Origin of the sequence: Caproiciproducens sp. NJN-50 (assembly GCF_004103755.1) — a bacterium.
Lineage (GTDB): Bacteria > Bacillota > Clostridia > Oscillospirales > Acutalibacteraceae > Caproicibacter.
Genome location: NZ_CP035283.1, coordinates 1424930 through 1449210 on the forward strand (window position 1 = coordinate 1424930; position 24281 = coordinate 1449210).

At 56.0% G+C, this 24281-nt stretch carries 19 protein-coding genes; 12 read left to right on the forward strand and 7 right to left on the reverse strand.

The window, feature by feature from the left end; translation table 11 throughout:
* Positions 1-51: 51 nt before the first annotated feature.
* The 6 genes from EQM14_RS06860 (at position 52) to EQM14_RS06885 (ending at position 6374) form a co-directional block, all read left to right on the forward strand.
* Positions 52-1590: an O-antigen polysaccharide polymerase Wzy family protein gene (locus tag EQM14_RS06860; protein WP_164918994.1), complete on the forward strand. Its 1539-nt coding sequence runs from the start codon at positions 52-54 to the stop codon at positions 1588-1590.
* 5 nt (positions 1591-1595) lie between these two features.
* Positions 1596-2837: a glycosyltransferase gene (locus EQM14_RS06865; RefSeq protein ID WP_243112770.1), complete on the forward strand. Its 1242-nt coding sequence runs from the start codon at positions 1596-1598 to the stop codon at positions 2835-2837.
* The gene (locus EQM14_RS06870) at positions 2800-3966 is read left to right on the forward strand and encodes a glycosyltransferase (RefSeq protein ID WP_128742255.1); all 1167 of its coding nucleotides are present in this window, start codon (positions 2800-2802) and stop codon (positions 3964-3966) included. Before EQM14_RS06865 ends, EQM14_RS06870 begins: the two co-directional genes overlap by 38 nt.
* Positions 3967-3994: 28 nt before the next feature.
* Positions 3995-5254, forward strand: coding sequence for a polysaccharide biosynthesis tyrosine autokinase (locus tag EQM14_RS06875; protein ID WP_128742256.1), 1260 nt, complete (start codon positions 3995-3997; stop codon positions 5252-5254).
* Between the two features lie 65 nt (positions 5255-5319).
* Complete coding sequence (locus EQM14_RS06880) at positions 5320-5997, forward strand: DUF421 domain-containing protein (protein ID WP_128742257.1); 678 nt, start codon at positions 5320-5322, stop codon at positions 5995-5997.
* Positions 5994-6374: a DUF4363 family protein gene (locus tag EQM14_RS06885; RefSeq protein ID WP_128742258.1), complete on the forward strand. Its 381-nt coding sequence runs from the start codon at positions 5994-5996 to the stop codon at positions 6372-6374. Before EQM14_RS06880 ends, EQM14_RS06885 begins: the two co-directional genes overlap by 4 nt.
* Before the next feature lie 43 nt (positions 6375-6417).
* On the opposite strand, the gene EQM14_RS06890 is transcribed toward EQM14_RS06885, so the two are convergent.
* The gene (locus tag EQM14_RS06890; protein ID WP_128742259.1) at positions 6418-7674 is read right to left on the reverse strand and encodes a glycosyltransferase; all 1257 of its coding nucleotides are present in this window, start codon (positions 7672-7674) and stop codon (positions 6418-6420) included.
* Positions 7675-7944: 270 nt separating this feature from the next.
* On the opposite strand from EQM14_RS06890, the gene EQM14_RS06895 reads away from it, so the two are divergent.
* On the forward strand, positions 7945-9009 hold the full coding sequence (locus EQM14_RS06895; RefSeq protein ID WP_128742260.1) for a glycosyltransferase family 2 protein: 1065 nt from the start codon (positions 7945-7947) through the stop codon (positions 9007-9009).
* A 17-nt stretch (positions 9010-9026) separates the two neighbouring features.
* The gene (locus EQM14_RS06900; RefSeq protein ID WP_164918995.1) at positions 9027-10235 is read left to right on the forward strand and encodes a glycosyltransferase; all 1209 of its coding nucleotides are present in this window, start codon (positions 9027-9029) and stop codon (positions 10233-10235) included.
* 47 nt (positions 10236-10282) lie between these two features.
* Here EQM14_RS06900 and EQM14_RS06905 read toward each other — a convergent pair whose 3' ends face one another.
* Complete coding sequence (locus EQM14_RS06905; protein ID WP_442861481.1) at positions 10283-11734, reverse strand: radical SAM protein; 1452 nt, start codon at positions 11732-11734, stop codon at positions 10283-10285.
* Positions 11735-12091: 357 nt separating this feature from the next.
* On the opposite strand from EQM14_RS06905, the gene EQM14_RS06910 reads away from it, so the two are divergent.
* The 3 genes from EQM14_RS06910 to EQM14_RS06920 all read left to right on the forward strand — a co-directional run bounded on the left by EQM14_RS06910 (position 12092) and on the right by EQM14_RS06920 (position 15760).
* Positions 12092-13549, forward strand: a complete 1458-nt coding sequence (locus EQM14_RS06910) for a UDP-N-acetylmuramoyl-L-alanyl-D-glutamate--2,6-diaminopimelate ligase (RefSeq protein ID WP_128742263.1) — start codon at positions 12092-12094, stop codon at positions 13547-13549.
* A 14-nt stretch (positions 13550-13563) separates the two neighbouring features.
* Positions 13564-14931, forward strand: a complete 1368-nt coding sequence (locus EQM14_RS06915; RefSeq protein WP_128742264.1) for a UDP-N-acetylmuramoyl-tripeptide--D-alanyl-D-alanine ligase — start codon at positions 13564-13566, stop codon at positions 14929-14931.
* Positions 14932-15091: 160 nt separating this feature from the next.
* Positions 15092-15760: a hypothetical protein gene (locus EQM14_RS06920; RefSeq protein WP_128742265.1), complete on the forward strand. Its 669-nt coding sequence runs from the start codon at positions 15092-15094 to the stop codon at positions 15758-15760.
* 126 nt (positions 15761-15886) lie between these two features.
* Here the strand turns inward: EQM14_RS06920 and EQM14_RS06925 are convergent, their stop codons facing one another.
* The 5 genes from EQM14_RS06925 to EQM14_RS06945 all read right to left on the reverse strand — a co-directional run bounded on the left by EQM14_RS06925 (position 15887) and on the right by EQM14_RS06945 (position 23770).
* Positions 15887-16309 carry an asparagine synthase-related protein gene (locus tag EQM14_RS06925; protein ID WP_128742266.1) on the reverse strand — a complete coding sequence of 141 codons (423 nt, stop codon included), beginning with the start codon at positions 16307-16309 and terminating at the stop codon, positions 15887-15889.
* A 226-nt stretch (positions 16310-16535) separates the two neighbouring features.
* On the reverse strand, positions 16536-18245 hold the full coding sequence (locus tag EQM14_RS06930) for a DUF859 family phage minor structural protein (RefSeq protein ID WP_128742267.1): 1710 nt from the start codon (positions 18243-18245) through the stop codon (positions 16536-16538).
* 13 nt (positions 18246-18258) lie between these two features.
* Positions 18259-20772 (reverse strand): phage tail spike protein, encoded by a 2514-nt coding sequence (locus EQM14_RS06935; protein ID WP_128742268.1) that lies wholly within the window; start codon positions 20770-20772, stop codon positions 18259-18261.
* Positions 20772-21479, reverse strand: a complete 708-nt coding sequence (locus EQM14_RS06940; protein WP_128742269.1) for a distal tail protein Dit — start codon at positions 21477-21479, stop codon at positions 20772-20774. Before EQM14_RS06940 ends, EQM14_RS06935 begins: the two co-directional genes overlap by 1 nt.
* Complete coding sequence (locus EQM14_RS06945) at positions 21479-23770, reverse strand: phage tail protein (RefSeq protein WP_128742270.1); 2292 nt, start codon at positions 23768-23770, stop codon at positions 21479-21481. The genes EQM14_RS06940 and EQM14_RS06945 overlap by 1 nt, the downstream gene beginning before the upstream one ends.
* Before the next feature lie 145 nt (positions 23771-23915).
* On the opposite strand from EQM14_RS06945, the gene EQM14_RS06950 reads away from it, so the two are divergent.
* A complete protein-coding gene (locus tag EQM14_RS06950) occupies positions 23916-24257 on the forward strand; it encodes an ArsR/SmtB family transcription factor (protein ID WP_164918996.1) in 342 nt (113 codons plus the stop codon).
* Positions 24258-24281: the final 24 nt, after the last annotated feature.

Genomic DNA, 24281 nt, shown 5'->3' on the forward strand with positions numbered 1-24281 from the left:
AATGGTATAATCGGTTTAGTATTATTTTCCAGATTCGGTTGGAGGAATAACATGACGGGTTTTTCGGTAAAAAACAGCTTCAGGAACACCGTTCTGTTCGGAACGGTTTTGCTGCTGATGCTTACTGCAAACTTTTTGACAGCGTTCGGCGGCTTTTTTTATGAAATGGCCGCAAACCTGATGTTTGCGGCGAATATCGTCCTGAATCTGGCTGTTGCCTGCGACCTGATCCCCCATGTCCGGCGCGACTTTCCGTTCCTCGTATTCGTGGGAACCTATAATATTCTGCTGCTTGGCCGCGTCTATGTGTCGTTTCTGGCGCATTACCCCGAGATCCTGTACTATCTTGAGGCGAAGGATTTTTACAGCCTTTTTACCGGGCTTCAGGTCGTCACGCTGTCCCTTCTGTGCATCTATGCCGGCTATCAGCTGGTCGGACCATTTTTCGCAAACCGGGAAAGGACGATCCGGGAAAAAGGCTGGGCGGCGGTTTCACAGAACCCGATTCTGCCGATCATCCGCCAGATCAGCACAGCCGTCCTGCTGATCAGTTCCCTGGCCTCGTTTTACACCCTGATGGAATCCATTCTGAACGTTCTCAGAAGCGGCTATCTGGGTTCGTTCACACAGGTCTCCGCCTCGAGCATTCCCTCCGCCATCAGCCGCCTGTCCATGTTCTTTGTTCCGTCCTTTGCCGTTTTTCTTGCGACTATGCCGGACCGCAGGCAGCTCAGGCTGCCGATGACGGTTTACGGCGTCTATCTGCTCGCCACTCTTTTTACCGGGCGCAGGAACACCTTTGTCTGCGAAGCGATCACCATTCTGATTTATTTTGTTCTCCGGGATTCTCTGAACGAAAAGGGAAAGCGCGTTTTTAAAAAGAGAACGGTGGTCGGCGGCGGGATCCTGGCGGTTGTCGCCATGTATCTGCTTCAGCTTCTGGCGGAAATCCGGGCATACGGACTGCTTTCTCACCGGAGCTTTCTCGATACCGTGGTCAATTTCCTTTATTCGCAGGGAGCGAGCTTCCGCGTGGTGATCCAGACGGTCAACAGCTGGGACCTGTTCGATCACGGCATGACATGGAAATACCTCTTTTACCCGTTTGAGCTTTTTGTCCACAATAATCTGATTACAAGGTCCCTGTTCGGGCTGTCGCCGATCATTGAAGTGCAGACCACGGCCTTTGTGGCTTCCACCCACAATTACGCCCATGCCCTCACTTATCTCGTGGATCCCCTGCGCTACCTGTCCGGCGGAGGCTTTGGAACATCCTTTGTGGCGGAATCCTATGTTGCGTTCGGCTTTGTCGGGGTCGTCATCGTCAGCGCCGGCGTGGGGCTGATCCTTCGCTTTTTCGCTTCGATGCTGACCCGTTCCTGGGTGGTGACGGCATCCTGTCTGCTTGCAATCAGGGATTTCGTCTATATCCCGCGCAGCTTTGCGTTTCTCTGGGTAACGAATGTCTTCAATTTCACCTATCTGAGCTTTTACATTGCCATCTATTTTGCCGCTCTTCTGGTTCTTCGGCTGGGAACTCATGTGCGCCCCGCGGCTCGAAGAGCAGAACTGGGGGAGGAGGGCCCGTGAAGCTGATGCTTCTTCTCACCTCGTCGTTTCCGTTTGACAGTGGTGAGGAGTTTCTTGGAAACGAGCTGCAATTTGCCCGCGGCTTTGACCGGATCATTGTCTGTCCCTGCGGGCTGAAGGAAAACAGCGTGCGTTCCCGGACGCTGCCGGAGGGCGTGGAGTGTATCCGCATACGGCGCTCTTCTGGCGGGCGGGGGGAATACGGCGCTCTTCTTCGGCTGCCGCACGTCCGCGGCGAATTGCTGAAGCTTGCGCGCACCGGGAGATTTTCCCTGGCGCGGGCGCATGAAACACTCTTTTTCATGAAGAACGCGGTGAGTATTTTCCGGGCTCTGAAACAGGAAAAAGTTATTTTATCCGCCGATGACGTCACGATTTACAGCTATTGGTTTTACGACACCGCGGCAGCGGGAGCGCTACTCGCGGAATTTCTCCGGTCAATGGGAAAAAGGGCAAAGCTGGTTTCCCGCGCGCATGGTTTCGACGTTCATGAGGACCGGAGCTCTCTGAAGTATCTGCCCATGCGGGACTATCTAATGGAAAGCGCCGCGGCGGTTTTTCCCTGTTCGGAGGAAGGAGCGGAAATCCTGAGAAAACGCTGTCCGCAGTTTGCCGGAAAGGTGCGCGTTTCACACCTCGGCACGTGCGACCGGGGCTGTCGCGGCGGAAACACGGCCGGGTTTCGCATCGTTTCCTGTTCTTATATGGTTCCGGTCAAGCGCCTGCATTTGATCGCGGGAGCGCTCAGGCAGGCTGATTTTCCGGTCCGGTGGACGCATATCGGTTCCGGTCCGCTGGAATCGGAACTGAAAGAACTTGCAAAGATGTTTCCCTCTTGTGTCCGCGCGGAATTTCCGGGAGCGATGAGCAATGCGGATGTCTTGAATTTCTATCAAAGCGGTGAAACGGCTGTTTTTGTCAACGTCAGCTCCAGCGAGGGAATCCCGGTTTCCATTATGGAAGCCTGTTCGTTCGGAATTCCGGTGGTCGCGACGGACGTGGGGGGAACCTCGGAAATCGTGAAGGATGGGGAAAACGGATTCCTGCTTCGGGCGGATTTCGCGCCCGAAGAGCTGCTTCGGGCGCTGAGCCGCATCCGTTCCATGAGCGGGGATGAGTATGAGAAGCTTTGCGAAAATTCCCGTTCCGTGTGGGAAGATTCCTTCAGCGCAGAGCAGAATTATCCTGAATTTTATGAGGTGCTGGCTGATGAAACTGATTTACCTGACCTTTCAGGAGGACGCTGAGCTTTATCTGGGCGTGATCCGAAAAATAAAATGGCAGGTGCGGGCCTTTCAGGAACTTGGATATGACGTTACCCACACGCTGTGGAAAGACGAGTGCTTTATTTTTTACAGGGGGGCCGAAACGCTCAGCATGCCGGTTACAAAAGGGTATCGCCGGATGCACCGCTTTTCGCTGGCGGTATTGGATTATCTGAGCGGCCATCGGTTCGACGTGGCGTATCTCCGGCTGGACCGGATCAGCTTCGATGTGATCCGCATCTGCCGCGCATTGAAAGAAAACGGGACGCGCCGCATTCTGATCGAAATTCCGAATTACCCTTACCTTGGCGATTATCTTCGCAGCGCAAAGGGCGTCCGTCCGCTGACGCGGCAGGCCGTCACGCTGCTAAAGGTTTTTTGCACCGCGGCGGCGGACAGGTTTTCCGGCAAAAAGCTCCGCGGATGCGCCGATGCGGCTGTGCTGGTCGGGGACCGTTCCGACTGCTTTTTCGGATTGCCGGCCGTCAACATCACAAACGGGGTGGACGTTGACGAGTTCTCTTTTGTCCGCCATCCGGGGGACAGTGGAGAAGTCGTCCTCGTCGGGGTTGCCGGAACCCTCTGGTGGCAGGCGTACGACCGCGTGCTGGAGGGGATGCGGATTTATCGGGACCGGAAAAAGCCGGAGGATCCGCGCGTCCGTTTTATACTGGCCGGAGGAGACCCGAAAGAGATGCCCGCATTTTTGGAAGATGTCAGAAAGAGAGGGCTTCAGGAGGATGTGGAGTGCCGCGGTTTTTTACAGGGCGAGGAATTGATGCGCATTTACGCGTCGGCCGACCTCGGCGTTTCGACGCTCGGATGCTACCGCCGCGGCCTGACGCACTGTTCCTCGCTCAAAGCGAGGGAATACTGCGCGGCCGGCCTGCCTTTTCTTTATGCCTATGAAGATGATGCGATGGAGGGAAATCCTCCGTTCGCACTGAAGCTGCCGAACGACCCTTCTCCGGTCGACATCGGCCTGGCGGTCGAATTCGCTCTGCGCTGCCGCAGCGATCCGTCCATTTCGGAGCAAGAGAGGGAATTCGCGCGGCGGAACTACGACTGGAAAAATATTCTCGGACGAGTGTTTGCTTTTGCTGGAGTCTGAAAAAGAAAACGCATATGGGAGGACACCAATGGAACTGTTTGTAAGCTTTTCTGAAATCGTGCATTTTTACAAGAGAAACTGGATCAGATTTCTTCTTGTGGTCTTGGCGTTCGGCATTGTGGGCGGCCTTCTGCCGCTGAAATTCGTTCATCACGTTTATCAGGGCAGTACAACCTTTACCGTGACCTGCGGAGTGCCGAACGGCGCTGACAGCGATTATCACCTGCAGTACACCAATATTCTCTACAGCCGTGTGCAGAGCGCCGTGCCGCTTGCTTCCGGAGACGACCTCCTTGCAGCGACGGCGGAAAAGGCCGGCGTCGACAAATCTGAAATCACTAAGATTACGGCGGAAATGGAAAACTCGTCGCCGGTCGTCAAGATTACGGTCAACACGACAAACGCGCCAAAAGCCGCTCTCCTTTCCGACACTGCCGCCGAACTGCTTATGGATCAACTGGTCCGGCAGTTTCCGGACCCTGTTCTGACCGCAAGCATCAGCGACCATGCGGCACAGGTTAAACCGCAGTCGATGAAATCCTCCATGCTCAAAGCCGGTTTCCTTGGACTGATCCTCGGATTTATCGTCTTTGTCTGCTTCGGGATCCTGGCCGTTCTTGGCGACCGAACCATCCGCAACAGCAGGTTCGCGGAGGAAATGCTGAAAGTGCGTCTGCTTGCAGAAATCCCCCATGAAAGCAGGGAGAAAGGCAACGCGATGAGAACGCTCCGGTCCGCCGCGCTGAACGCGGCCGGCGACAGCCGGCGCTTTCTTGTGGCGAATGTCTGCGAGAACAACGGAGGGGACCGCATTGCCTCCGGCTTTGCCGCGGCGCTTGCCGTGACCGGAAAATCGGTCCTGCTGGTGGATGGCGATCTGCGAAATCCGAGGCTTGCTTCCCAGCTGGATTTGGAACCGGAAAAAACACTGAATGGAGTTTTAAGCGGGGAATGTACGCTGCGGGAAGCCGTAATGCCGGTCCGGAAGACGGGCGGGCTCAGTCTGCTGTCCGGTAAGCCGGCAGAGGGATTGAACCCGGCCGATCTGTTTACCTCGGAAGGGTTTTCAAAATTCGCGCGGGAAGCGGCCGGCTCCTATGATTACGTTGTTTTCTACGCTCCTTCCGAAATCCGGTTCCCGGATGCGGAGAGCCTTTCCGCCCACGCGCATTCGGTAATCCTGACGGCGAAATACGGCTCCACGCCCTTCGACGAGCTGAAAGAGGCCTGCAGCCGCATTTCAGCGGCGGGAGGCGATGTCATCGGTTTCGTGACCACCGATATCTAAGCTCCCTTTGCGGAGCCGATACATAATCCAGACCGTGCCGCTTATAATAATCTGCGGTGATAGAAATGACAATCTCATTTATCCGTACGGTCCTGTTGTATGCAGTGGTTATCCTGGCGGTCCGTCTGATGGGGAAAAGACAGATCAGCGAGCTTCAGACCAGCGAACTGGTGGTGACGCTGCTGATCTCGGATATTGCTTCCATTCCGATGCAGGATTCCGGGCAGCCGCTCGCCAGCGGATTGATCCCGATCGCCGCTTTGGTCATGTTTGAGATTGTGCTTTCCGTTCTGATGCTGAAAAGCACGAAATTCCGCAAGCTGATCTGCGGAAGACCGATCATCGTCATCAACAACGGCGTGGTTCAGCAGAACGAGATGAAACGTCTCCGGATGACGACGGAGGACCTGAGCGAACAGCTGAGGCAGAAAAACGTATTCAGCATCCAGGATGTGGCATATGCGATTGTCGAGACCAACGGCAAGATGAGCGTGATCAAAAAGCCGGACAAGGAGCAGCCGACGGCTGGAATGCTGGCCGTTCCTCTGCCGGATACCGGAATTGAAACCGTTGTCATCAGCGACGGTGTGATTTCCGATTTTTCCCTGCAGCTCTGCGGAAAAAGCGCAGACTGGCTGCAGGGTGTCTTGAATGGGCAGCACCTTCAGGCCGGTGAAATCTTTCTTATGACCGCCAATACAAAGGGCGATTTTTTCATTGTGAAGAGGGAGGCGCCGAAATGAAAAGAATCTGGATCTCGCTGGCAATTTTCGTCGTGCTGACCGGCGTCTGCATTCTGGGAACATGGTACACGAACCGAATCAGCACGCAGATGATCCAAGTTGTCACGCAGGCGAAGGACGCGGAGCAGCGCGGGGAAACCGAAACGGCCGTTCTGCTGAGCCGCAAAGCGGTGGATGACTGGAACTCCCTGCACTCGGTTCTCTGTACCTATATGCCGCATTCCAAGCTTGAGGCGATCGGCCAGACGCTGGCCGGGCTGCCGATGCTTTGCAGGTACGGCGGAACGGAACAATTCCTTGCTGACTGTGACCGCAGCATTGAGCAGATCTCTTATTTGAATGAGGCGGAAGTACCTAGCCTGGAAAATATCTTTTGAAAAAAATCCGCCCGAAAGGGCGGAAAAATACATATTTTGACTTTCAGGAACGTTTAGGCGTTATTTCTGCTGCAAACCGGGCATAGTTTTGTTCGGAACAAAAGTTTTCAGCCCACAGTTCCCGGCTTGCCTTCCGCATTTTTTGGCGCTTTTCGCTGGGCATATGGTACAGAAGCTCAATTTTTTCCGCGAGTTCGTTCGGGCCGAAATCACAGGGAAGCAGGTAGCCGGTCTCTTCCGGCGTCACGATTTCCGCCGTTCCGCCGACATCCGTCGCGATGACGGGAATGCCGAAAGACGCGGCTTCCATGATGCTGACGGGAAGCCCTTCAGAACTGCTGGTGTTGATAAAACAGTCCACCGGATTTTCTCTGTAAAACTCCATTAGACGGGGATTGCTGATTTCGCCGGGCAGGCTGCATTCCATGAACGAGAGATTTTCTTTTGCATAATCGCGAAGGGAATCCAGCCCGTCTCCGGCGCCGAAATGCGTCCATTTCAGCCTCAGGCCGCTGTCCTTTAACAGTGCCAGCGAATGGGCCAGCAAATCGACCCGTTTGACCGGGGAGATATGGCAGCAGCTGACGAGATGAAATACCCCGCTTTCCCTGTCCGGAGAGAGCCCCCGGTCCTGCGTGCCGAGGTAAGCCGTCCGGATTTTTCCGGCGAACCGGGGATGATATTTGATCAGATAGTTACCGCCGTCGAGAGAACAGGGGTACACTTTGTCCAGATTTTGCAGCAGATATTCCCGCATCGGAAGAAACCCGGCGGGATTTTGGTCCGCGTACAGGTCGTAACGGTGCGCGCGGCTGACGGCACGGCTGTTTTTCAGGGCAAACTCCCGCTTCAGGTTTGCCGCCGCCAGGGCCGTATCGTAAAACCAGTAGCTGTAAAAGGTCACGCCGTCGTATGCTTCGAGCCCGGCGGCGGAAAGAATGTTCCGGCAGCATTTAAAGATCTGCCCTGATTTTGCAAGAAAGTAGGAACAAAAAAGCTTTCTGCGGAATGATAGTCCGGCCTGTTCGCGGTCGGAGCCCGCTACGAACGCCGGAAGCGGCTTAAGGGCAGAGAAAGCGAGACGCGGCAGTACGGCCCGGCGGATGCGGGGCGCGGACAGAGAATGGACTTCTACATGATCCGGCACCGGCCGGGTCTGTTCGGCCCCATCGGAGACCGATGTTGCAATCAGAATGACGCGGCGAAAAGTTTTGGCAAGCAGGGGTACTTCGTTTTCAATAAATTCTTCGCCGGAATCAAACGGGTATTTTTTTGTCAGCAGAACAAGGCAGTCATTCATATCCAATTCTCCCTGTTTGTTTTGTGGATTCATCATACAGAATAGCATACTGAACTTCTTATTTCAACTGCGGAATCCGGGGAGAGCGGGCGCTTGCTTGTGTTTTTAACATCACAATGCTATAATAATGCAGCAATTTAGTCATATAATTCCAAACTAAGGCTGCATTTTCGAACTGCGGCGCGAATGGGAGCGGCGGGAGGAGAGTTCGATTGCGGCCTGGTATCGGTATAATGAAATCAGGGCAACAGGAAGACGAGGGATAAGACTGTGCCAAAAATCAGTGTGATCGTTCCAATCTACAATGTTGAAAAATATCTGGAGCGCTGTGTCAGCAGCATCCTGAACCAGACCTTTTCAGATTTTGAAGTGCTTTTAATTAACGATGCTTCCACTGATCGTTCGCTGGAGATCGCCCGGCGTTTTTCCGGGGACGGCCGCGTGCGAGTGCTGGACAAGTCCCACAGCGGGCTGGGGAATACCAGAAATTACGGCGTGGAACACGCGGGCGGTGATTACCTTCTCTTTGTCGATTCCGACGACTGGATCGACGAAAACATGCTGAAGAATCTTTACGCGGCCGCCGTGGAATATCAGGCGGACCTTGTCCTGTTCAACTATGTCCGTGAGAATCTTCAGGAGGGGGAACAGCGCATTTGCAAGCTGCCCGTCAATTATCCGGAGCTGGGCGAAGAGATCCGGGAGCTTCTGATTGCGGAGCTGGTCGGGCCGGACCGGGAGGACAGCGCCTGGAGGCAGGTGGAAATGCTCGGCTGCGCATGGCGCCGCATGTATCTGCGCAGCTGGTATCTGGAAAATGGGATCCGGTTCGGCGACGAGCGCGAAATCATGCTGGAGGACATGCCGGCGGCCATAGCGGCGCACTGCTCGGCCCGGCGTCTGCTGGTCGTGGGCGGGGCCTACTATCACTACCGGTACAACCCGGATTCGCTCAGCACGCGGTACCGCCCGCGCAAGATGGAAATGCTGACCCGCTGCTATTCGGCCGTGCGGACAATTCTGACGGAGCGGGGTCTTTACGAGCGCTATGCCAAGCGCCACCTCGCCTGGTTCCTCCGATTTGCGGTGCACTCATCGCTTGTCAATTGCTTTTCCCCGAACAACCCGGCCGGCTTTTTCAAACGGTATCGGGAGGTCCGCTCCATTTTAAAGAATCCTTATGCGAAGGAAGCCGTCCGCTCCGATTATCTGAAAAACGGAAACCGCGCGGACCGGGTCATCCGGCGCGTCGTCCGGCTGCGGTCCGCTCTTCTTGCTTATCTTTTTTACAGCATTTATTCCCGTGTTTTGATGAGGGATGTCAGGAAGAAATGAATTTTGGGAGTATTGTCATGCCTGAACGGAAAAAAATCCTGTTTCTGAACTACAGCCTCCACAGCGGCGGCATTGAAAAGAGCCTGGTCACCATTCTGTCGCTGTTCGATTACGAACGCTATGATGTGGACCTGCAGCTTTTTGCGAACGAAGGGCTGTTTTTCAGCCGCGTGCCGGAACAGGTCCGCGTTTTGCCCCCGCTGTTCCCGAAGGAATACCGGTTCAATATCCGCGCTGCTTTTCCGGCGCTTTTCCTGCACGGGCGCCCTCTGCTGGCTGTTTGCAGGCTGCTTGTCAGTATCGCCGGATTTCGCGGGACCATGGGAGAGCGGCTGTCCAGAATGTGGAAGGTCGAGCGTCATTTTGTTCGTCCGGCCCGGGGACACTATGACGCCGTCGTTGCGTTTATGGAAGGGCAGCCGCTTTATTATGCGGTTGAAAAAGTAAACGCGGGGGTCAAAATCGGATTTATCCACGGGGATTACAACGCGATGGGACTGCGCCGTGATTTCGACCGCCCGTATCTTTCCAAGCTGGACGCGCTGTGCACGGTTTCGGAATCCTGCAAAACGGCGCTGGAAACCACGTTTCCGGACCAGTCTTCAAAATTCCATGTGATCTACAATATCATTTCTTCGGCTTTTCTGCGTTCCATGGCGGAAAAGGAAACGGGGTTTGACGACGGATACTCCGGGATTCGGGTGTTGTCGATCGCCCGGCTTTCACACCAGAAAGGTCTGGATCTCGCCATGCCGGCCGTCGTCGCCCTGAATCGAAAGGGCCTTCCCGTTCGCTGGTATATCATCGGCGTCGGCCCGGAGGAGGAGAGCCTGAAACGGCAGGCGTCGGAATTGGGGGCGGGGGACAGCGTCATGTTTCTCGGGGAACGGGGCAACCCCTACCCCTATGTCAGGGAATGCGACATCTACATGCAGCCGTCCCGCTTTGAAGGAAAATCCATTGCGGTCGACGAAGCGATGGTGCTCTGCCGCCCGATTCTTCTGACCAGTTTTTCGACCGCGTCCGATCAGATCACGTCCGGGGAAGACGGGCTGATCGTTTCCATGACGACCGAGGGGGTGGAACGGGGATTGGAAAGACTGGCGCGCAGCGTGGAACTGCGGGAGAAATACGTGCAGGCGCTTTCCCGCAGGGATTTGACCAATGAAAATGAAATCGACAAGCTCTACGGCCTGATCGAGAATCGGAGAGGCCGGGAATTATAAAAGGGACTGCCCCGTTTTCCCGGGGCAGTCCCTTCTGGAGTATTCTATTAAAATCCGGATACCCGCATTTTTTTCTTGTTTTCCTTTTCTTCTGTTTTCTTTTGAAGTTCTGCTTTTTGGTCGGCTTCTTTTGCCGCCTTCCAGTCGGCCCGCTCTTTGCCTTCGCTGTTTTCCCAGATTTCCTTTGAAACCGGCGCCCATGCTTTTGCGGCTTCCACACATTTTTCAGTCAGGTGATCCACGTCTTCAGGGTGGACAAGGTCCGTTGAAACAGCTCCTGATTTTTTCACGATCTGAGAGAGCCTTCCGGGGTTGTCAAGCAGCGGGCACGGACGAAGCTGGTTGTGGTTGAACGGTTGGTTCCTCCGGTACTGCATGAACAGCGGGGAGCGGTATGCTTCCAGCAATGTCTTCTCGTGAATGTTGCTGTCCGCGTAGTGAATAAAAGCACAGGGCTCGATGTCGCCGTTCGCGTTGATGTGGAGGTATTGGCGTCCGCCGGCGATGCACCCGTTCACGTATTCTCCGTCGTTCCAGAAATCCATGGTGAACAGCGGCTTTGTCGCCCGGAATTTGCGGATCTGGTCATACATGAATTTGCGCTGTTCCGCCGTTGCCATCAAGTCCGGCTGGGCGTCGACGCCGACCGGCATGTAAGTGAACAGCCAGGCAAATTTGCAGCCTAAATCGATCAGGTGATCAATGTATTCTTCACTGCCGATGGTTTCCGCATTCTTGCTTGTGTAGCACAGGGAGGCGCCGAACGGAAGTTTCTTTTTCCTCAGCAGCTGCATCGCGCGAATCACCGCCTCGTAAGTTCCGGTTCCGCGCCGGGAGTCCGTTTCCTCCTCGTAGCCCTCGATGCTGATGGCGGGGACGAAATTCTTCACGCGCAGCATATCGTCCGCAAATTTCTCGTCGATCAGCGTTCCGTTCGTGAATGCCAGAAACTCGCAGTCGTTGTGTGTTTCACACAGTTTTATGATATCATCTTTCCGCACGAGGGGTTCTCCGCCCGAGAAGATGTACATGTAGGTGCCGAGTTCCTTGCCCTGGCGGACAATATCGTCCAGCGTTTCAAAGCTCATGTTCATCCGGTTGCCGTATTCCGCCGCCCAGCATCCGATGCAGTGCAGGTTGCAGGCGGAGGTCGGGTCCATTAAAATGGCCCAGGGGATGTTGCAGTCGTATTTTTCCACGAGCTTGTTTTTCCTTTGGCTGCCGAGGATCGCGGAGTTAATCAGAAAATTTTCAAATGTTTTTCTCCGAACGCTGTCATCGATGTCGGTATAAAGGCTGGAAATCAGTCGGTTCCAGTTATTTTCAGGGTCCTTCATAAATCCGTCGACCATATCATAAGCGTTCTGGTATAGATTGTCTCTGTCGAATTTTCTCAGCCAGCCGATCAGTTTCGGCACATTTTCTTCTGGATTGTTGTCCAGATAATTCAGGACCTTTTTCAATCCGTAAGACTCCAGCCTTTCGTTCACAGTACCCATAAACATCTGCTCCCTTTCCTGAAATAATCGGCCATCAAAGCTAAAATTCCAATGCCAGAATAACATGATTTGGCAGGAATGTAATTATACAGTTTTGTGACAAAGTACAAAATTTATACAAATGAGAAAAAATGTAATCGTAATATAGTTCTCCTCCGTACAGGCGGATTTATACATTGTAATTTTTTTACTTGATAACATTTTCCAAAATAAATGATTCATACTATTTGCGAAGAAGGCTTTCTATATAGTATACAGCCGGCGCAAAGTGCCGCAGGAAGTTGACACTTCCGGCTGCTTACGGTATAATTCAGGCAATTTCACCCAATTAAACAATATGACGGCGGAGGCGTTTTCATGCTTTTAACGGAATTAATCCGGGATTTGGACTGCACCTGTTCCGGACGGACGGAGATTGAGATAACGGATGTGGTTTATGATTCGAGGAAGGTGACGGAGGGAAGCCTGTTTATCTGTCTGTGCGGGTCTTCAGTCGACAGCCACCAGTTCGCGGGCGCGGCAGTCCAGTCCGGCGCGGCGGCGGTTGTTGCCCAGCGCCCGGTGGAGGCCGGCGGCGCGAGCGTCGTTCTGGTGAAGGACACCCGCCGGGCGATGGCGCTGATTTCCGCGGCGTGGTTCGGGTACCCCGCGAGGGAAATGACCATGGTGGGCATCACGGGGACCAAGGGCAAGACCACCGTTTCCTACATGGTGCGTTCCATTCTCGAAGACGCCGGGATCAAAACGGGGGTGATCGGCACGATCGGCACGGTGATCGGGGACCGGGTGATCAAGACGGAAAACACCACGCCGGAATCCTTTGAGATTCAGTCCTATCTGCGCCAGATGGCGGACGAGGGATGCAAAGCCGCCGTGATGGAGGCGTCCTCCATCGGCCTGCGGGACCACCGTGTTTCCGGAATCACATTCGACTACGGGATTTTCACGAATTTTTCCCCGGATCACATCGGCGGCAATGAGCACAGGGACGTGCGGGAATATATGTCCTGCAAACGCCTGCTGTTCCGGATGTGCAAAACCGGCGTCATCAATAGGGACGATGAAAACTGGCACGGGATTGTGGAAGGCCATACCTGCGAACTGGAAACCTATGGCTTTTCGCCGGATGCGGAGCTTCAGGCCCGGAATGAAGAGCTGGTTTCCCGTCCCGGCTTTCTCGGAGTGAGGTTCGACCTTTCCGGGAGGCTCGATCTTTCAGGGGTGGAGGTCGGCGTCCCCGGGCGCTTCAGCGTATATAACGCCCTGGCGGCGGTGGCTGTCTGCCTCCATTTTCCCGTGACGGAGCGGAATATCAGAGAGGGCCTCGAAAAAGTCAAGGTCCGTGGAAGGGTGGAACCGGTCGAAGTTCCGGGCGGCTATACGCTTCTGATCGATTACGCTCACAACGCGCTCGCAATGAGAAATATTCTTGAGACTCTTCGGGAATATAAGCCCAACCGGCTGATTTGCATGTTCGGCGCCGGGGGAAACCGCGCGCGTTCCCGCCGGTTTGAGATGGGGGAGGAAAGCGGGAGGCTCTCCGACCTCTCCGTGCTGACGGCGGACAATTCCCGCGACGAGGATGTGATGGACATCATCGCCGACATCCGCACGGGGATCGACAGAACGGGTGGGAAATATGTCGTGATACCGGATCGGAAACAGGCAATTAAATACTGCATGGAAAATGCGCGCGACGGGGATATCGTTGTCCTCGCCGGAAAGGGACATGAAGATTATCAGGAGATCAAGGGCGTAAAGTATCATCTGGATGAGCGCGAGGTCATTTCGGACATTTTGGCTGGAAAGCTGTAAGGGGGATCGCTGTAATGAAAATGACAGTTTCGGAAATCGTTTCCGCCTGCGGCGGCCGGCTGCTTTGCGGCGACCCGGGGACCGAGGTGACCTCGGTGTCTACAGACAGCCGCAATATCGCTCCCGGCGCGCTGTTTGTCCCGATCCGGGGCGAGCGGGTGAACGCCCATGAATTCATTCCGGCGGTGCTGCGGGCGGGCGCTGCGGCCGTCCTGACCCAGGAGCATCAGGCCGCGCGGGGACCCGGAGCGTGGATCGCGGCCGGGGATACGAGGGATGCCCTGCAGCGCATCGCGGCTGAGTACCGGAAACGTTTTTCGCTTCCTGTGGTCGGCATCACGGGAAGCGTGGGCAAGACATCCACAAAGGAAATGGTTGCGCTGGCTCTTTCGGCGAAGATGGACGTTATGAAGACCAGCGGAAACAACAACAGCCAGGTTGGAGTGCCCCTGACGATCTTCCGCCTGTCTGAAACATATGACGCTGCGGTGGTGGAAATGGGGATGAGCGAATTCGGCGAAATGAGCCGCATCGCGCAAGTCGCCGCGCCGGATTACGCGGTGATGACGAACATCGGCGTTTCGCATATTCAGCAGCTCGGCAGCCGTCAGAATATCCTTGCGGAGAAGCTGCATATCACCGACTGCTTTCATCAGGGCTCGGTCCTCTTCCTGAATGGGGACGACGCCATGCTCCATGAGCTTGCCGGCACGCTGCCGTTTGAAACCGTTCTGTTCGGCACCGGGACGGACTGCGCTTTCCGGGCGGAGCGGGTGGAAAGCGCAGGGGAATCGACCCGGTTTTTCTATCTCGCGCCGAATGGAGAAAGGGGAGAGGCCGTCATTCCCATCATCGGCGCGCACCATGTTCTAAACGCCCTGGCGGGACTCGCCGTCGCGCAGCGGCTGGGTGTTCCGCTTTCCGCCGCCGCCGCCGCTCTTTCAGGCTATCAGGCGCCCGCCATGAGGCAGCAGATCCGCCGCACGGGAAACGGCGTCACCGTGATTGACGACAGCTATAACTCCAGTCCGGACGCGGCCAAAAGCAGCCTCGGCGTCCTCAAATCCTTCCGGGGCGGAAAACGGGTGGCCGTGCTGGCGGATATGCTGGAACTGGGGAATTATTCCTCCGAGGCTCATGCCGATGTCGGCGCTTTTGCCGCCAATTCCGAAGTCGATCTTCTGATCACCGTCGGGACACGCGCCGGCGCGATGGCGGGGGGAGCGCGCTCTGTCCGACCCGATATGGACTGCCGCGTCTGCGAGAATAATCGGCAGGCTTGTGAAATACTGAAATCCCTGCTGAAACCGGGCGACGCGGTTCTGGTGAAGGGCTCCCGCTCCATGCATACGGAAGAAATCGTTTCGTTTTTGCTGTATTAGCTGAAATACTTGACAAAGATTTCTCCGATATTCTTGTAAAAATTCTACAAAATTCTTCCTGAATATCCTTTTTTAGTTGCATCTGTTACCGTTATGTGATATTATGTTACTAAGTTGTAACAGTTGGTAACAAATCGTAATTGGATTGGAAGGATGTTTCGTGGGATTCAGACGTGCAATGGCTTTGGCCGCCGTATTTGTGACCGGTTTTATTTTGTGTGGAACCCTTGCGTTTCAGGCGGTCCCCGCGGCGGCGGCGGAAACAAAAACGGGCGTCGGCCTTTCGGAACATGCTCTGATGGCTTATCGGGACGGCTGGAAATATCAGTACGGAAATTATGGCCAATATACGAACGGCGTGCGGTCCACCGACTGTTCCGGCCTGGTCAAGTCGTATCTTTGGTGGCGAGGGAATGACTGCGATCCGGAGCCGAATCTGGTCTCCGTCGCGGGAAGCTCCCAGTCAATGCTCTCATCGGCAAAGGTGAAGGGGACCATTCGTTTGTCGGATTCTTCCACACTCCCCCGGATTCATGGCCTGATCCTCTACAGTCCGGGCCATGTCGGAATTTACGTTGGAGGAAATAAATCGGTGGACAACCGTTGCACCGGCGAGAATGTCAAATATGGCGACGTCATCGGCGGCAATTATCACTGGACAACGTGGTTCAAGCTTCCGCAGGTCAGTTACCCTGAGAATGGTTTTGTGACCTTTGATGGAAATCAGTATTATTATGAAAACGGCCAGTATGTCGTTGACACGTCGCGGACGATTGACGGAGTTACATATACCTTTGATCATAATGGCGTGATGTCTTCTTCCAATTAATGCAACGGGCATGAACAAAGCATTCAGGGGACAGTGAAAACTGTCCCCTGAATGCTTTGTGTCCATTGATGGGATCCCAGCCGGTTCGCCTTGGACCCACTGCCTTGAGAAAGAAGGAAAAGTACTTTACAGCTCAATTTCTATCTCGTATGTTTTTAACCAGTAGTTAATCTGCAGCAGATAGGCCATCATTTGCGGCCCCGCCATCAGCTGCCCGAACCAGGGTCTTCCGTAATCGGACTTTTCAGCAAGCATCCGCTCTACGGCCGCTGGATTTACCAGCGTGTTGAGGGGCTCCTCCCTGTCTTTCATGACGAGGTCCAGCCTGCGGCGAAGAATGCGCTCATAGGCCGGATTATGCGTTTTGGGGTAAGGGCTTTTCCGGCGCATCCGCACGTCCTCCGGCAGCCAGGGGCGGGCGGCGTCCCGCAGCAGTCCCTTGACGACCCCGTCCGGGCATTTGTAACTCCAGGGAGCGTTGAACACATATTCCACAATCCGGTGGTCCGCGTAGGGAACGCGGACTTCCAGGCCGCTTGCCATGCTCATCCGGTCTTTGCGGTCCCATAAAGGAAAAATTTGCTAAGTAAGTAAAAATTTTACAAATTATCCGTGCGAGGATTGCCACCAGTCCCGGTGTTCGGATTTATAGAACCAAGCAAACCGTAAAATCCTGTCATGCTAGTATAGCTCTGAAAGGCAGGAACATCAAGTGGATGCGAAAGAATCACCGGATGAGAATTTTCTGCAATATTATGTTTTTGCCTTTCTGCCGTTACGATTCGTAAATTGCGACCCAGTGGATTCCCCACCTTAAATCCGACGAGGAAACTTCATTCGTGATGATCACGCTGAACCCCGTCGCGCTGATGCTTTTGATGTTGCAGTAGCCGAAGCCGTTGGTGTTGAGTGAGATCAGGACATACGGAACCTCGGGCAGAGTCGCTCCGAAACTGATATTGATTTCCGGGGAGTAGTAAATCGAGCCGTACGCCGTCTGCGTGGCCGCCGTGCCGGCAGCCGAACCCCTCAAAAGGCGCAGGCCTCCCACGGCGTCGGCGCTCGGATGATAGGTGTCGCTGTAAGCCTTGGAGCCGGAGATGTAAACGTCGCCGCCCACGTCCAGCGCCCCGTTCTCCGGAATTTTGTTGACGCCCACCTGCCCGTCGCGGATCGAAAAAGCCGGCTTTGCCGTGGGCAGCAGGGCCGGCACTATGGTGGAGGCGTAGTAATCGGACGCAACGATCTCAAAATTGAACGACGAGTCGATATCGAAGTCCCCGATGTTTTCATTGAACGAAAAGGAGCCGCCGTCCAAGGTAGGCGAGATCGGGACATAATCGCTCCACGTTCCGGAGGAGGTCGTTTTGTACCGGAATTTTAAGGAATATTGGCTCTTTGCCGCCATGTAGGCTGCGTAGGTTCCGGCGCAGGCCAGAATGGTCCCGGCTTCGATGTCGTTCACGCGGGCAAGCGATACGGAAGAAATCGCCGGCGGGGAATAGGGGATCGTCGTGAGCGCGGCGCTCTGCTGAACCGTGTTGCCCCGGCTGTCGACGACGGTCACGGTCAGGCTGTCGTCTGCGGATACGGTGCCGAAGCTGATCACATTCGAACTGCTCGTCACCGTCTTGGAGCCGTACTGTACCCGGTAGCCTGAGACCGCCGCATAATTCTGCGCCGCCGCGCCGGTCACGGTCACCCGGAGGTTCGATTTTGTCCGGACGATCTGCGAAGCGTCGCCGGTCAGCGCAACCGTGCCGGAATCCACATCCTCATAAGAAAAGCCGGTGAACGACGGGTTGCTGTTCGCGACGCGGGCGGTGATGGAAAGCTCCGTATACCCAACCACGTCACCGTCCGTATCGTAGGTATACAGGCGAAGCGTGCCGGTCCCGGTGTTCGTGTTTGGTATCTGCTGGTACATGGCGTCTGCCCAGCCTGACGTATTCCAAACGTAGCTGTCGGTGATGTCGTAGCTGAGTGTTGCGGCATAGCTCCCGAAATACAGGTTGACCGCGTGCGTGAACGAAGTGCTTTTCCGGTTCGTGTAGATCGTGATGGAGCCGCCGATGTTGAACGAGCCGGAGGAAGCCGTGATCCGGCTTGCCCTCGGGATCGTCGCCAGCGTGATGTTCCGGGAAACGCTGAGGTTTTCCAGCTTCGAGGTAACGCTCGAATGGAAATATCCGGTGATGTTGACGATCTTGGTGCCGTCGGCGTTGTGCGGAACGGTCACGGTCACCGTGCTGCCGATGTGTACCCAGCTTGACCCGATCGTAAATCCGGAGGTATACGTCATGGCCCGTGAGCCGTTGATGTTGATATAGGCAAGGCAGGAATCGTCGTAAGACGGGCCGTAGCTGTCGCGGTGGACGTACAGTGAAGCGGTAACCGACGACGTATTGGCGGAAATGTTCTGCGTGTAGGAATACACGACCTTGACCTGCGAGCCGTTTTTCAAGGCGCTGATGATTTCAGGCATTTTGACGATCCCCCTATATCACAACAAAGTCCACGCCGACCCCGGCCCGCACGATTTCTTTGACGCTGCCGACGGTTAGGTCGTCCTCGATGATGGTTTTCTGCAGTCGCGTGCCGTCCGGCGCGACGTTGATGCGGAGATCGTCACCGCGATAGATTTCAAAGGCCGACGTGGAGATGTGCGCCCTCATGTCGGTCGTGTTGCTCCCGATCGTCAGGCCGGTGCCGTCCGCGATGAAATTCGTCGTGTAAAGCTCCTCGTCGGACTGCACCCACGGCGCGACGTTCGTGCCTTCGGAAACGATCAGGTCGGACGCGAGGATTTCAACGGAAGCTGTCATTTTTATGGTGCAGACCGTATCAAGGGAATTGAACTGGAACGTGACGAACGTCCAGTCCGTGCCGGTGTCGGTATTGTCGTACAGAACGGCTTCGGCGCTGTTCTGCGTAATGCTTACTGTTACTGTTCCGCCGGAACCGGAGGACCGGAAGAGCAGAGACACCGTGTGCGCCGCGTTGAATTTCAGGGGGAACTCCTGCGAGATGGCACTGTCCGCCGCCATGAGGAAAGCGGAGTTGCTGAGCGTGTTGTTTGAGGTATCCGTGTTGGAAACGGTAGTGACTGTTCCGGTTGTGCTCCAGAAAGTCAGCCCGTTCCGGCCCGCCGAATTCTTCAGCAGATTCCGGTAGCCGGTCCGGCTGATCGAAAGCGACAAACCGTCTACGGTCTGCTGCATCGTGGTCAGCCGGGTATCAACGTCTGAAAACTGTGCGTCATTTTCCGAAACATATCCGTCGAATGTGCTGCTTTCGACTTTTGTCTGAATCGAGGAATCGTGCTGCTCGATGGTCGATTCCGCGTTGGAGAGCCGGAGCGCGATGCCGTCCTCGGTATTGGAAATCTGGTTGTCGATGCTGGAGACGGTGGTCTGCAGGCCGCCGACGTCTGTTTGGATGGTGGTGAGCGTCGAATTGATCGTCGTGATTTCTCCGGCGTTGGAATTGACGCCGTTCTGCGCGGTGTCGGCCAGCGCCTTGAGCTTTGCGGTGACCGCCTGTACCAGTGTGTTCCGGGCGGCGTAATACTCCGCAAATTTCTGCCGGTACTGCTCGCCGCTGATGTCGGTGGTAATATCCCGGTGTTCATCGTCCAGCCAGAGAGGCAGACCGTCCGTGTAGAGCGCGCCGCCGTTCAGATAGTTCGACAGGAGTTGGAACGCGTCGTTGTAATCGGAAAGCTCGGCTGAAATGCCGAGCGCCGCCGCCTGCGTGCCGAGGGCTTCCTTCTCGTTTGCGAAGGCGCTCCACTCCCGCAGGGCGGCGCTTTTTTCGCTCGGGGTCAGCTTGCCGTCGCTGTTGATGTCATCAATGCTGCCTGTGACGGCAGATACCGTCTGATTTGTAACCGTGATCTCCTGCTTCACCTCGCTGATCTGCCGGGAAGCGGAGTTGATGGAATTGACAACGGAAATGCGCTTTTCTCCGATGGTCAGCGTTTCGAACCGGTCGGTCAGGCAGTCGTAGGAAACCGCGCACACCCGGAGCTTCACGCTGACGCCGAACGGCGCGTAGTCGACCGTCACGTCGTCGCCTAGGTTCACCGTCAGCAGGGATTTGTATTTTTCATACCCGGAGATGTCTTTCCAGTCCATGAAATCCACGGAGAGGGAGAGCGTCGGGATATCGGCCCCGGCGAGGTACCGGTCGGCTACAAACTGCCGCATGGCGTCGTAACAGGAGTCGGTTGTCGGATACGGGACCGCGCCGTCAACATCCTTGCCGACCTGGTAACCGGTGTCCATTGCCGCGATGACCGGGAACGGATAGTCGGCGATGCGCGGGCTGTCGATATATTTTTCGGGGAGTAGCAGGACCTGATTGTCCCCGGTCAGCGCCGTCGGCAGAATCCGCGTCGCCACGCCGGAAGCGTCCTCCTGGAATTCCAGCCCGGCCAGGTTCTTCCTGTAGGCGATCCGAACCCCGTTGTCCGCGCCGATCCGTGTGTTGACCGCAATATTGTAGTTATCGCGGACGATCTCGCCGCCCCACCGGGAGATGAACGCCTGATCGGCGTCGCCGAGGAGCGCCCGCGCCGGCGACTGGCGGATATAGTACGCGGTGGAAGTGTGCGTGATGTCGCTCGAAAAAGTAAACGGCGTCAGGTACTGGCAGCCGTCCAGAATTTGCTGCCCGGCTTCCGCGCCGGTTTTGCCGGTCGGCCTGACGTCCTCCACGAAATTCGCCAGCAGGTCGTAGAAGATGTGGCGGGCGTTCACCATGACCGTGCCGTCGACCGCGTCCTTCACCACCCGGTAGATGCGGAACGCCTGCGCGCCCCGGTGGGTGTCCGCCCGGACGATGTTGTTTTTCCGCAGGCGTTTCCATTTGCCGAACGAGTCGACCGGATGCGTCAGCTCCAGCTCGAACGCACCGTTGATCTCTTCCGAAACGACGCACGAGATGGGAGCGACTGTGCCCAGCCCGTTGTTATCGAATTCCCGCGCATTGGAATCGTAGACCAGAATCATTACAGCCACCGCCAGTTCGGAGTGATTTCAAGGGACGTGATCCCGCCGGAAAATGAGATGATATTTTCGCCCGGCAGGAGCGCCGGGTAATCGCCTGTCATGGTGGAATTTTTGCCGACCAGCTCCGCGCCGGTGTCCTGATACGTTTCCTGAATCGCGGAATCAAGCGTCACCGTGCCATCGATATCGCTGAAAGACACATTGCTCCCATTGATTGTCAAAGTACCGGCTCCCGAACCGGTGACCTTTATAATGGGAAGGGACTTCACCGTTCCGGGATTGATGAGCGTCGCGCTTTCGCTGACTGTGACGGGAGTATTTTCGGTCGCATACTGGAACGGCCGGCAGCTGAACACGATGATGAAATGAGAGGTGATCTTCAGCACGATTTCAAAATCAATGCTGTTGACCACCTGCGCGAGATACTTCCGCCCCGGGATGTGGCTGAAAACGAGGTCGGATTCACCCGCGCCCAGAAGCCAGCCCTTGACGGCGCTGATTTTGGAGACAGGGTCGCCGAGGAGCGAGCATTCCACGGAGAGCGTGATGTCGCCGTAGGTGCCCTCGTCGCGGCGGAGCCTTGAGTCCATCCCCGGCACATCGGTATACGTCACTCGGCGCTCCGGAGAGGAGATATTGGGGCGCTTTTCCACATAGACGCCGAAGTCCCGAAAGCTGTCTTTCCCGCCGAATTCGAAACTCAGCATCACGCGTTCCCCCTTGCCGCCGCTGCCTGCTGACGGTAGAATTCAAACTCATAGGCAAGGCGCTGGATGTCCTTTTCCGAGTTGTTGACGAAAGTTTCGATGTGCAGCGTGAAGCCGCCGCCCGCAGGAGAAGTGCCGGCGGAGCCGTTCGATGCGTCGATCCTGTTGACAGCAGGCGAAAGGTTGAAGCTCGTCGGAACCGCCGCCTGCATATTGGCGGAGATGCCGTCCATCGCCTTGCTGAACCCCTGCCCGAGGCCCTGCGCCATATTCCCGCCGATTCCGGCGAATACGGTGGACGGCGAGCGGATGCCGAGTAGGCCTTCCACGCTGTCCACGATCCCGCCGAAGAAATCCTTCACCTTGGCATAAATCCAGTTTCTCATCCCGACGATTCCCTGCCAGATGCCGGAGACAATATTGCTCCCGATGTTCGTGAACGCGCCGAGCAGCCTGCCGAACCCGCTCACCATCGCGGAGATGATCTGCGGCAGCTTTGCCACGAGCGTCGGGATCGCCCGGATCAGGCCGGTTGCCAGCGCGACGATGATTCTGACGCCCGTTTCGATGATGAAGGGCAGGTTGTTGACAATGTAATTCACGATGGAGTCGATGATCTGCGGGAGCCGGTCGATCAGGCGCGGCAGGGCGTTGATCAGGCCCTTCGCCAGCCCTTCGATGATCCTGAACGCGGCGGCGAGCACCTGATCCATGTTGTCCAGAAGCGTGTTCACGATCGTGAGGACCGCGTCGATGACCGCGGGGATGAGCTCCGGGAGCGCGTCGCCGATACCCGCTGCCAGCGTAACCACCATCGTCAGCGCGGCGCTCACCAGCTGCGGCAGGTTTGCGACGATCCCGTTGACCAGCGCCAAAATCAGCTGCAAAGCGCCCTGCGTGATTTGCGGAAGCGCGCTGATCAGCCCCTGAAGCAGAGTCATGACGATCTGCGACGCCGCGCCCACCAGAAGGGGCAGGTTCGCGAGGATCGCTCCGCCGATGCTGGACACGATGCTCAGCGCAAGCTGGATGATCTGCGGCAGCTGCGCCATTAGCGTGGAAACAAGGCTGCCCACTGTGGTCCCGATGACCGCGCTGATTTTCGTCCAATCGCCGTTCGCCTCAATAAGACCGCTGGTGAAAGTCCCGAGCAGGGAGACGCCGCTGTCGGCCATCACCTGCAGCTGGGGCAGAAGCACCATGCCGAGGACGTTCTTCGCCGCCGTGCCGCCGGATTTGAGCCGCTGGACGCTGTCGTCGAATTTGCCGAGAGCCTCCAGCGATTCCGTGCTCATGACCGCGCCCATGCGTTCGGCCTCGTCGGTCAGCGCGGCGATGCCCGCCGAGCCCTGCTCGATGAGAGGGTTGAGTTCCTGCGCCGATTTGCCGAAAAGCTGCATGGCGAGCGCGTCCCGTTCCGTTTCATTGGAGACGTTGCCCAGTGCGTCGATGGCTTCCCAATAGACCGTTTCGGAATCCCGCAGGTTGCCGTTGGAATCGGTCACCGAAATGCCCAGCGCCTTGTATGCGTCCGCCATTTTTCTGGTGCCCGCCTGCGCCGAGGACATGGAGCGCACGTTTTTCGCCATAGAGCCGGTGAGTGTTTCGAGCGACGTATCCACCAGCTCGGCGGCGTACTGATAGGCCTGCAGGCTGTCGGCGCTCATGCCCGTGACCGAGGACATTGTCAGGATGTTGTCGGCGTACTCCGAAGCGCCCACGGTCATGTCGGTCAGAGACTTTGCCGCTCCCACAGCCGCCGCACCGACCGCCACGAAAGCCGTGCCCATCGCCGCGCCCACGCCTTTGAGGACGCCGCCCAGCTTCTCGAACCTGCCGCCCGCGTCGTCCGCCTGTTTGCCGCTTTCCTGAACCTCGTCGCCGAATTTGTCGGCGTCTTTCGCGCCTTCCTGAAACTCGCCGCCCATTTCCACAAGGGCTTTTTCGTTCCCGGACAGCTCGCGCTCCATGCCGTTGAGTTCCGCTTCCGCCTTGTTGAGCTGAATCTGCCAGTTCTGGGTACGGCGGTCGTTCTCGCCGAAGGAGGAGGCGGCGTTGTCCAGCGCGGCTTTCAGGGTGGTGATTTTGTCCTTCTGCGCGTCGATTTCCTTATTCAGGACGGCATTCCGGGCGGTGACGGCCTCGACCGATTTATCCTGCTTGTCGAACTGAGAGGCGACGAGGTTCATTTCGCTGCCGAGGACCTTGAAGGTCTGCCGGATATCCTGCAGCGCGCTTTTGAACTCTTTTTCGCCTTCGACCCCGATCTTGAAGCCGAAATTATCCGCCATGCCGTCTCACCTCCTCAAAAATGGCATAAAAAGGAACAGCCTTTCAGTTGCCCCAAGTGACTATTAGGTTAGAAATACTTTGACAAGATGCATAAAGGATGTTACAATTCATTCAAATATATATTTGAATGAAAGGAGGAGTGTTGTGGACGATTTTATCTGCAAAGAAAAATTCATCCATGAGGATCAAATCCGCCGGGTCAGGGAAAAACTTGCCGCCGTATCCCTCGACGCGATAGCGGAAACCTTGAAAAGCCTTTCGGACGGAAAACGACTGCGGATCCTCCTCGCGCTTTACTGGGAAGAAAAGCTGTGCGTATGCGATTTTTCGGAGTTGCTGCAATGCAGCATGGCTGCCGCTTCCCACCATCTTTGCTACCTTGCGGACCGCCAGCTCGTAAGCCGCTTTCAAGAGGGGAAATTCGTCTATTACGCCTTGGCCGATCCAAAAACGAGGGACATTCTGAAATTGCTTGTTGAAAAATAATCCCGGGCTGAATATCCGAGGCCG

Bases quoted from the DNA above. Each gene is read 5' to 3' on its own strand.
- EQM14_RS06860 (WP_164918994.1), top strand. From the start codon at position 52: ATGACGGGTTTTTCGGTAAAAAACAGCTTCAGGAACACCGTTCTGTTC.
- EQM14_RS06865 (WP_243112770.1), top strand. From the start codon at position 1,596: ATGCTTCTTCTCACCTCGTCGTTTCCGTTTGACAGTGGTGAGGAGTTT.
- EQM14_RS06870 (WP_128742255.1), top strand. From the start codon at position 2,800: ATGAAACTGATTTACCTGACCTTTCAGGAGGACGCTGAGCTTTATCTG.
- EQM14_RS06875 (WP_128742256.1), top strand. From the start codon at position 3,995: ATGGAACTGTTTGTAAGCTTTTCTGAAATCGTGCATTTTTACAAGAGA.
- EQM14_RS06880 (WP_128742257.1), top strand. From the start codon at position 5,320: ATGACAATCTCATTTATCCGTACGGTCCTGTTGTATGCAGTGGTTATC.
- EQM14_RS06885 (WP_128742258.1), top strand. From the start codon at position 5,994: ATGAAAAGAATCTGGATCTCGCTGGCAATTTTCGTCGTGCTGACCGGC.
- EQM14_RS06890 (WP_128742259.1), bottom strand. From the start codon at position 7,674: ATGAATGACTGCCTTGTTCTGCTGACAAAAAAATACCCGTTTGATTCC.
- EQM14_RS06900 (WP_164918995.1), top strand. From the start codon at position 9,027: ATGCCTGAACGGAAAAAAATCCTGTTTCTGAACTACAGCCTCCACAGC.
- EQM14_RS06905 (WP_442861481.1), bottom strand. From the start codon at position 11,734: ATGGGTACTGTGAACGAAAGGCTGGAGTCTTACGGATTGAAAAAGGTC.
- EQM14_RS06910 (WP_128742263.1), top strand. From the start codon at position 12,092: ATGCTTTTAACGGAATTAATCCGGGATTTGGACTGCACCTGTTCCGGA.
- EQM14_RS06915 (WP_128742264.1), top strand. From the start codon at position 13,564: ATGAAAATGACAGTTTCGGAAATCGTTTCCGCCTGCGGCGGCCGGCTG.
- EQM14_RS06925 (WP_128742266.1), bottom strand. From the start codon at position 16,309: ATGAGCATGGCAAGCGGCCTGGAAGTCCGCGTTCCCTACGCGGACCAC.
- EQM14_RS06930 (WP_128742267.1), bottom strand. From the start codon at position 18,245: ATGCCTGAAATCATCAGCGCCTTGAAAAACGGCTCGCAGGTCAAGGTC.
- EQM14_RS06935 (WP_128742268.1), bottom strand. From the start codon at position 20,772: ATGATTCTGGTCTACGATTCCAATGCGCGGGAATTCGATAACAACGGG.
- EQM14_RS06940 (WP_128742269.1), bottom strand. From the start codon at position 21,479: ATGCTGAGTTTCGAATTCGGCGGGAAAGACAGCTTTCGGGACTTCGGC.
- EQM14_RS06945 (WP_128742270.1), bottom strand. From the start codon at position 23,770: ATGGCGGATAATTTCGGCTTCAAGATCGGGGTCGAAGGCGAAAAAGAG.